The organism is Streptomyces sp. NRRL B-24085, assembly GCF_001282115.1.
Taxonomy (GTDB): Bacteria; Actinomycetota; Actinomycetes; order Streptomycetales; family Streptomycetaceae; genus Streptomyces.
This window is the reverse complement of record NZ_LJBR01000597.1, coordinates 1-6228: the sequence shown is the minus strand read 5'-3', so window position 1 is coordinate 6228 and position 6228 is coordinate 1. Positions and strand designations below refer to the sequence as shown.

The following is a 6228-nucleotide window of genomic DNA, read 5'->3' as shown; positions in this document are numbered from 1 at the left end:
GGCCGCACCCGTACTGTCGGCCGCGCTGCGGGAGCGGGGCTGGTCGATCCGGCAGTGAGGGGTTGTGGCGGGGGCCGGTGGTGTGGGGTGCCGTCGGTGCGGGTTGTCGGTGGTGCGGGTTGTGGGTGGTGCGGGTTGTGGGTGCCGCCTCGGGCGGCCTCGCGGTCGCCGGGCTCGCGCCGCCTCGGACGGCCTAGCGGCCTGTTGACGCTCTGCCGCCTCCGGACGAGCCTGCGGCCGTACGGGGTTCGGCGCCCCGGTCCGTCTCCGCTCCCCCCGACGAGCCTGCCGGCGTCCGGCGCTGACGTCCCGGACTCGGTCCTCGTCTCTGGGCGGTGCTGCCGCTGCCGTAGGGCCTGGCACCCGTGGACGTCCTCGCCGGCCCCTTGAGGCCCCGGCGCCCCGGCCGTAGGTGTACGTCGGCCACGCGTCCGGACGAGTGACGCGCACCCAGTAACCTGGTGCGGGGCACAGTCGCGCCCCCTCACCACTCGCCAGACCGCACCCGAAAGGTGTCCCCCCGTGGAAAACGGCGCCGCCCAGCCCGTGATTGTCGCCATCGACGGCCCCTCCGGCACGGGCAAGTCGAGCACCTCGAAGGCTGTCGCCGCGCAGCTCGGGCTGAGCTACCTGGACACCGGCGCCCAGTACCGGGCGATCACCTGGTGGATGGTGACCAACGGGATCGACATCGAGGACCCGACCGCGATCGCCGCCGTGGCCGGGAAGGCGGAGATCGTCTCCGGCACCGACCCGGAGAACCCGACGATCACCGTGGACGGGACCGACGTGGCCGGTCCGATCCGGGGCCAGGAGGTCACCTCCAAGGTCAGCGCCGTGAGCGCGGTGCCCGAGGTGCGGGCCCGGATCACCGAGCTCCAGCGGTCGATCGCGACCTCCGCCGAGAAGGGCATCGTCGTCGAGGGCCGGGACATCGGTACGACCGTGCTGCCCGACGCCGACCTCAAGATCTTCCTCACCGCCTCGCCGGAGGCCCGCGCCGCCCGCCGCAGCGGGGAGCTCAAGAGCGCCGACGTCCAGGCCACCCGCGAGGCGCTGATCAAGCGGGACGCGGCCGACTCCAGCCGCAAGACCTCGCCGCTCGCCAAGGCGGATGACGCGGTCGAGGTGGACACCACCGAGCTCACCCTCGCGCAGGTCATCGAGTGCGTCGTCACCCTCGTCGAGGAGAAGCGGGCCGGGAAGTGACCGTTCCGTCGGAGAAGGGTGCCGAGGTCGGCCGGCGTATCGGCGTCGGGCTGATGTACGGGCTGTGGCGGCCGCGGGTGCTCGGCGCCTGGCGGATGCCCGCCACCGGTCCCGCGATCCTCGCCGTCAACCACTCCCACAACATCGACGGCCCCATGGTCATGGGCGTGGCGCCCCGGCCGACGCACTTCCTGATCAAGAAGGAGGCGTTCGTCGGGCCGCTGGACCCGTTCCTGACCGCCATCGGGCAGGTCAAGGTGGACCGCTCGGGCGCCGACCGCGGAGCGATCACCCGGGCGCTCGACGTCCTCAAGGCCGGCGGGGTCCTCGGGATCTTCCCGGAGGGCACCCGGGGCGAGGGCGACTTCGCCTCCCTGCGGGCCGGGCTCGCGTACTTCGCGGTGCGCAGCGGGGCGCCGGTCGTCCCGGTCGCGGTGCTGGGAAGCTCCGAGAAGCCGGGACGGTTGATAAAGGAGCTGCCTCCGCTGCGCAGCCGGGTCGACGTCGTCTTCGGCGACCCCTTCGAGGCGGGCGACGGCAGCGGCCGGCGCACGCGCAAGGCGCTCGACGAGGCGACCGAGCGCATCCAGAAGCAGCTGAGCAGTCACCTGGAAAACGCCAGGCGCCTCACCGGGCGCTAGGCGACACTGAGTAGTGGATCAGCCCGGCGAAAGAGCCGGTGGTCCACCGATCACCACGATGAACGAGGTACGGACTTCATGAACGACCACATCCACTCCGAGGGCTCGGGCGAGGAGCACGACCACGGGGCGCTTGGCGACGCCGAGTACGCGGAGTTCATGGAGCTCGCCGCGGAAGAGGGCTTCGACCTCGAGGACGTCGAGGGCGCCATCGAGGCGGCCGGCCACGGTCCGCTGCCCGTGCTCGCCGTCGTCGGGCGCCCGAACGTCGGCAAGTCGACTCTGGTGAACCGCATCATCGGGCGCCGCGAGGCCGTCGTGGAGGACAAGCCCGGCGTCACCCGTGACCGCGTCACCTACGAGGCCGAGTGGGCGGGGCGCCGCTTCAAGGTCGTCGACACCGGCGGCTGGGAGCAGGACGTCCTCGGTATCGACGCCTCCGTGGCGGCGCAGGCCGAGTACGCCATCGAGGCCGCCGACGCCGTCGTGTTCGTCGTGGACGCCAAGGTGGGTGCCACCGACACCGACGAGGCGGTCGTACGACTGCTGCGCAAGGCCGGCAAGCCCGTGGTGCTGTGCGCCAACAAGGTCGACGGGCCGAGCGGGGAGGCCGACGCCTCCTACCTGTGGTCCCTCGGGCTCGGCGAGCCGCACCCCGTCTCCGCGCTGCACGGCCGGGGCACCGGCGACATGCTCGACGCCGTCCTGGAGGCGCTGCCGGAGGCGCCCGAGCAGAGCTTCGGCGGCGCCGGGATCGGCGGCCCGCGCCGGATCGCGCTGATCGGCCGCCCGAACGTCGGCAAGTCCTCGCTGCTGAACAAGGTGGCCGGCGAGGAGCGGGTCGTCGTCAACGAGATGGCCGGCACCACCCGTGACCCCGTCGACGAGCTGATCGAACTCGGCGGTGTCACCTGGAAGTTCGTCGACACCGCCGGTATCCGCAAGCGGGTCCACCTCCAGCAGGGCGCCGACTACTACGCCTCGCTGCGCACCGCCGCCGCCGTCGAGAAGGCCGAGGTGGCGGTCATCCTGATCGACGGCTCCGAGTCCATCTCGGTCCAGGACCAGCGGATCGTCACCATGGCCGTCGACGCGGGCCGCGCGATCGTCATCGCCTACAACAAGTGGGACACCCTCGACGAGGAGCGCCGCTACTACCTGGAGCGGGAGATCGAGACCGAGCTCGGCCAGGTCGCCTGGGCGCCGCGGGTGAACGTCTCCGCGCGCACCGGCCGGCACATGGAGAAGCTGGTCCCCGCGATCGAGACCGCTCTGGCGGGCTGGGAGACCCGGGTCCCGACCGGCCGCCTGAACGCCTTCCTCGGCGAGCTGGTCGCCGCCCACCCGCACCCGATCCGGGGCGGCAAGCAGCCGCGCATCCTCTTCGGCACCCAGGCCGGCACCAAGCCGCCGCGGTTCGTGCTCTTCGCCTCCGGCTTCATCGAGGCGGGCTACCGGCGCTTCATCGAGCGCCGGCTGCGCGAGGAGTTCGGCTTCGAGGGCACCCCGATCCACATCTCGGTGCGGGTGCGCGAGAAGCGCGGCGCGAAGAAGAAGTGACGTCCGCATGAGGAAGGGCGGCCCCGCCGGGGCCGCCCTTCCTCATGCGTCAGGTCCCTCTGCGGGGGCCGGGTGGCAGCGCCGCCGGGACGTGGTGCATCCGGCTGTGCTGCTGCCCGATGTGTCCCACCCGCTGCCACTGCGACTGCTGGCGGGCGCTGAACGCCCCCGCGCTGTAGGCGCTGTACGAGCTGCTGAACGAGCCCGAGGCGTGCGGGATGTTCCCGAACGCGGTGAAGCCCAGCTCCTCCTCGCCGCTGCGGTCACCCGGCAGCGAACGGAAGGTCTTGACGTACTCGGAGTAGAGCGCGTCGTAGATCGGCGTGGCCGATGGTCCGCCGGAGGACCGGCGCGGAGCGTCGTATGGGTGCACGTATGTCCAAACGACACCGGGACCTCGGGGATGCGGTTCGCCCTGATCCTTTCAGCCCGCGCTCACGTGCCCGCGAGCGGCATCGCGGCCGCGACCAGCTTGCCGTTCGCGGCGGCCTTGTCCAGCGCGTCCCGCAGCAGGTCCTCGCGGGGCTGCCGTCCGATGGACCCCACCGGCGCGGCGAACATCAGCACCTGCTGATGCTTGTTGGCGGCGGCCCGCCAGCCCTCCGTCACCTGGAGCGGCTGGTGCGCCTGCCACCAGGCCACCGGCTGCCCGCCGTTGGCCGACGGCTGGAGCACCGCGTGCAGTTGTCCCACCGCCAGCAGCACCGACCACCCGTGCAGCACCGGCGGCACCGACTCGATCGCCGTCAGCGGCATGAACCCCTGCTCGATCAGCAGCGGCAGGAAGTCGTCGCCGCGTCCCGTGGCACCCGGCCGCGCGATCGGCCCGGTCGGCTCCACGACCAGCGCCGGGTGCAACTCCCCGGCGATCAGGACGAGTCCGCTGGTCACCCCGAGCACCGCCTGCTCGGGTACGACCTTGTCCGGGGCCAGGTCGGCGGTGTCGCCGTTGATGGACTTCACCGCGCCCTGGAGCTGCTCCTCGGTGACCTGGACGACCTGGGAGGGCAGGCAGGTGGCGTGGGCGAAGGCCAGCACGGCGGTCTCGTCGCCGATGAACAGGACGGTGCTGGTGCGCTCCTGTTCGGAGTCGCCCTGGGTGCGGCAGGACGTGCAGTCGTAGCTGCCGGGGGCGTTCTCTCCGGCGAGCAGCCGGTCGGCTTCTTCGTCGCCGATCTCAGCGCGTACCTCGTCGCTGACGTCGAGCATGCGCGGCACGGGTGGCTCCCTCGGGAAGTGGTGCGTGGCGGGACCGGGTGGCTCCCGGCCCGTGAACCGGGCGGTCCCGGGCTCATGAAGATGACAACGGGCGATCTGTGGCGGGAGTCACGCTCCACGGCGAACGGAATCGAACCATCCACAGCGCAGGGTCACAGGCCGTGCGGAATTCGGCACTCACCGTCAACACCCGCAAAGGGCAAGGGAGTTGGCTGCGTGAAGTGGGTCACAGATCGTCATGACGCTTGGTCGACAAATCAGGAAATCAGGGAATGAAGTGGGTGGCCGAAAATCGCCGATACCAGCGGTAACGGCGAACTGGCCTGGAATGACGAGGAGTTGGTTGATACCGGCCGGTCGGCCTCTCTACATTCCTCCGCCGTGTGCAGCGAGCACCGCTCGGGATCGTCCGTCGACGCACGAAGCCGTACCTCGCACCACCTCCGGCGGACGGGGCGGAGCGCGACCGCCCGGCCCCTGTGCCGGGAGCGCGTTCCGCCTTGGGGGACCCCGAGTCCTTCGAGAGGGGATCACATGTCCGAATGTGCCGATACCAGGCGCGACAGCGCTCGTAGGACCCGGACCACCGCGGCCCTCGCCGGGGCCGCCCTCCTCGCCCCCCTCGGGCTGCTGGCCGCGGCCGGCAACTCGGTGGCCGCGGACGGCGGGGTGTGGGACCGCATCGCCCAATGCGAGAGCGGCGGGAACTGGCACATCAGCACCGGCAATGGCTACTACGGCGGACTCCAGTTCTCCGCCGGCACCTGGCGGGCGTACGGCGGCACGGCCTACGCGCCCACCGCCGACCAGGCCACCAAGTCCCAGCAGATCACGGTCGCCACCAAGGTCCAGCGCGCCCAGGGCTGGGAAGCCTGGCCGACCTGCTCGGCCCGCGCCGGCGCGTACGGCAGCGCCCCCGCGGCCTCCTCGGGCCCGGCGCAGACCTCGTCCGCGGGCGAGGCCGCTCCCGCCGAGGCGGAGAAGACGCCGGCCCGTTCCGAGAACCGCACCGACCGCGGTGCCTCCCGCGGCGACTACACCGTCCGCCCGGGCGACACGCTGAGCGCGGTCGCCGCCCGGCACGGGACCACCTGGCAGAAGCTCTACGCCGCCAACCAGGCCGTCATCGGCGCCGATCCCGACATGATCGTGCCCGGGCAGCGACTGGAGATCTGAGAGCCCCTCGCACGGGCACGGGGTCCCGTCCGGTCCTGCGACCGGGCGGGGCCCCGGGCGTGCGGGCGCACAGGGCCGTCAGGACGGTCAGGGCCGCCCGGGCCGCAGCTCCGCCGCCTCACCGCTGAACACCACCGCGCCGCGCCGCAGTTCGTACACGATCGCGGTCCGGCCGTGCAGCGCGGGCGGGATCCGCTGCTCGGCCACGACCACGCACGCGTCCAGCGCGCCGAGGAGTTCGTACGTGCGGGCCGCGACCGCCGGGGACATGCCCTGCGCGGGTTCGTCGACGAGCACCACGCGCGCGCGTGCCAGCAGGACGCGGGACAGCGCGAGCATGCGCTGCTCGCCGCCGGAGAGGGTGCCGGCGCGGCGGGCCAGCAGGGGGGCGAGCTGCGGGTAGGCGTCCAGGGCCGGGTCGGGG

At 72.4% G+C, this 6228-nt stretch carries 7 protein-coding genes; 4 read left to right on the top strand and 3 right to left on the bottom strand.

All coding sequences use genetic code 11. From position 1 onward, the window contains the following. The first annotated feature begins 522 nt into the window (after positions 1-522). The 3 genes from cmk to der all read left to right on the top strand — a co-directional run bounded on the left by cmk (position 523) and on the right by der (position 3410). The gene (cmk, locus tag AOJ26_RS40040; RefSeq protein WP_053853251.1) at positions 523-1209 is read left to right on the top strand and encodes a (d)CMP kinase; all 687 of its coding nucleotides are present in this window, start codon (positions 523-525) and stop codon (positions 1207-1209) included. A 53-nt stretch (positions 1210-1262) separates the two neighbouring features. After that, on the top strand, positions 1263-1850 hold the full coding sequence (locus tag AOJ26_RS40035) for a lysophospholipid acyltransferase family protein (protein ID WP_053853252.1): 588 nt from the start codon (positions 1263-1265) through the stop codon (positions 1848-1850). 78 nt (positions 1851-1928) lie between these two features. Next, positions 1929-3410 carry a ribosome biogenesis GTPase Der gene (gene der, locus AOJ26_RS40030; RefSeq protein ID WP_053853250.1) on the top strand — a complete coding sequence of 494 codons (1482 nt, stop codon included), beginning with the start codon at positions 1929-1931 and terminating at the stop codon, positions 3408-3410. Between the two features lie 49 nt (positions 3411-3459). Here the strand turns inward: der and AOJ26_RS40025 are convergent, their stop codons facing one another. Further along, the gene (locus AOJ26_RS40025; protein ID WP_053853249.1) at positions 3460-3783 is read right to left on the bottom strand and encodes a hypothetical protein; all 324 of its coding nucleotides are present in this window, start codon (positions 3781-3783) and stop codon (positions 3460-3462) included. A gap of 62 nt (positions 3784-3845) precedes the next feature. After that, complete coding sequence (locus tag AOJ26_RS40020) at positions 3846-4628, bottom strand: hypothetical protein (protein WP_053853248.1); 783 nt, start codon at positions 4626-4628, stop codon at positions 3846-3848. Between the two features lie 534 nt (positions 4629-5162). Here AOJ26_RS40020 and AOJ26_RS40015 point away from each other — a divergent pair. Continuing rightward, complete coding sequence (locus tag AOJ26_RS40015; RefSeq protein ID WP_053853247.1) at positions 5163-5804, top strand: transglycosylase family protein; 642 nt, start codon at positions 5163-5165, stop codon at positions 5802-5804. A gap of 87 nt (positions 5805-5891) precedes the next feature. On the opposite strand, the gene AOJ26_RS40010 is transcribed toward AOJ26_RS40015, so the two are convergent. Further along, positions 5892-6228, bottom strand: a 337-nt coding sequence (locus AOJ26_RS40010; protein ID WP_159044517.1) for an ATP-binding cassette domain-containing protein, incomplete at its 5' end; no start/stop codon positions are given.

What these genes read in the sequence shown, in the direction of transcription:
- AOJ26_RS40035 (WP_053853252.1), top strand. Translation starts at nt 1,263, where the DNA reads ATGTACGGGCTGTGGCGGCCGCGGGTGCTCGGCGCCTGGCGGATGCCC.
- der (WP_053853250.1), top strand. Translation starts at nt 1,929, where the DNA reads ATGAACGACCACATCCACTCCGAGGGCTCGGGCGAGGAGCACGACCAC.
- AOJ26_RS40015 (WP_053853247.1), top strand. Translation starts at nt 5,163, where the DNA reads ATGTCCGAATGTGCCGATACCAGGCGCGACAGCGCTCGTAGGACCCGG.